Source organism: Micromonospora sp. ATA51, assembly GCF_016802855.1.
Classification (GTDB): Bacteria; Actinomycetota; Actinomycetes; order Mycobacteriales; family Micromonosporaceae; genus Micromonospora; species Micromonospora sicca.
The window spans coordinates 1-1802 of the sequence record NZ_JAEVHJ010000606.1; the positions used below are offsets into that span (position 1 = coordinate 1).

Annotated in this window: 2 protein-coding genes; both read right to left on the bottom strand. The window is 62.5% G+C overall.

The features are described from left to right. Positions 1-220: hypothetical protein (locus JNW87_RS38240; RefSeq protein WP_238455423.1), on the bottom strand; the 220-nt coding region annotated here is incomplete at its 3' end. Positions 221-570: 350 nt separating this feature from the next. Then, positions 571-1759 (bottom strand): IS3 family transposase gene (locus JNW87_RS38245; protein ID WP_375373609.1). Its coding sequence is split into 2 segments (ribosomal slippage): positions 571-1519 and positions 1518-1759, totalling 1191 coding nucleotides; the frame shifts between segments, so codons are not numbered across the junction. Positions 1760-1802 lie beyond the last annotated feature (43 nt).

Sequence of the window (1802 nt, forward strand, 5' to 3'; positions counted from 1 at the left end):
CCGCCGCCAAACACGGCCAGGACGCACTCGACGTGCTCAAACAGCTGTTCACCACCGGCCCGTGGATGCCCGCCGCTCTCTCAAGCTGAATACGTACGACCGGAGCCTCAGCGAAGCTGGCAACCCTCAGTTTTGTCGTCGGCACCGTGACTGGGGTCATCGGCGTCTTCAAGTAGTCTGCCGGGCTGGCGACGATAGCTAGACTCAGCATCAAGATCATGCCGTCTGTAGGCCGTCTAACGTAGGCCAGCGGTAGCAACTAATGACCAACCATGACTAGTCCCGGTCCAGGTCAAAGCGTGTCTCGTCCAGTTCGGATGTCTATGCCCGGCAGTGGAATCAATACAACGCCAAGTGACGCCGTCACCCATCCTGACCTGCGCAACACCAACCGGCTGCGAACTTAGGCAAGGACTCGGAGCGTTGCAGCGTCTGGCCACCACGGTGCAGACCTGGTGGCCGCAAGATCCTCGTGTTCATCCGCACCAGGATCACCAATGCTGTCAACGCCGCCTGAATCCTGACCATTGATGTGCCTCGCGTTTTCCGGACAGCTGATCAGCAACTAATTCATGCTGCGAGCTGGTAGTTCAGAAACTCGTTGCGGGCTTGTTGCGGCGTCCGGTAGCCGAGTCCTGAGTGGCGTCTGCGGGAATTGTAGCGGAGTTCGATGTATCTGGCAATGTCGCGTCGTGCGTGTTCGCGGGTCGGGTACTGGGTGCGGTTGACGCGTTCATTCTTGAGCGCGGCGAAGAATGATTCGGCCATCGCGTTGTCGTAGCAAATGCCGGTGCGGCCGACGGACTGCCGCAGCCTCAGTTTCTTCAGAATGGCGGCGAAGTCGCCGGAGGTGTAGTTACTGCCGCGGTCGGAATGGAAAATGGCGCCGTCGTCGGTCGGGTGGTTGCGCACGGCCATGGTGATCGCTGATTCGATCAGGGTGGTCTTGTAGTGGTCGTCCATGGCCCAGCCGACGATTTCGCGGGTGTGGCAGTCGATGACGGTGGCCAGGTACAGCCATCCCTGCCAGGTCGGAATGTAGGTGATGTCGCCGACCATCTTCTGCCCAGGCGCCTCGGCGGTGAAGTCACGGCCGACGAGGTCCGGCAGACGCCGGTCCTGGCCGTCGTTGTCGGTCAGGCTGTGCCGCCACGGCCGGGGCTGGCAGGGCACAAGGCCCAGCTCGCGCATCAGGGACCGCACCAGCTCCGGGCCGCAGGTGACACCCCACGCGGCCAGGTCGGCGTGCACCCGTCGGTACCCGTAGGTGTCGTCGGACTCCTCAAAGGGCACGATGATGAGGTGTTTCAGCTCCTCCCGCCGGCAGGCGGTCGCTGATTCGGGCCGGTCACGCCATTCGTAATAGCCGGACCGGGACACGCCAAGCCAGGCACACATCGCGGCAATTGACGGCCCCGCCGTGGGAATGTTCTGGGTGGAACCGTGCGCGTACTCGGCGTCGATGAACTCGAACGTCTCACTCACCGATGATCCTTGGCGAAGTACGCGGCGGCTTTTTCAGGAACTCGTTCTCCATACGCAGTTCCCGCGCTTCACGCTCCAACTGCCGCAGTCTTTCCCGCTCGCTGATGTTCAGCGCCGGCTCGTCACCGGCGTGGTCCCGACGGTACGCCGCGACCCAGTTCCCGAGCGTTCCTTCCCCGATCCCGAGTTCCCGGGCGACCTGAGCGATCGGACGAGACCTCGGCAGGTTCAGCCGGTCGTAGCATTTGATCTTGGCGGTTCGGTGGGACAGGATGTTCCGCCGTGCGTGCGATGTTGACCCTGGCTGATCGTGAAGA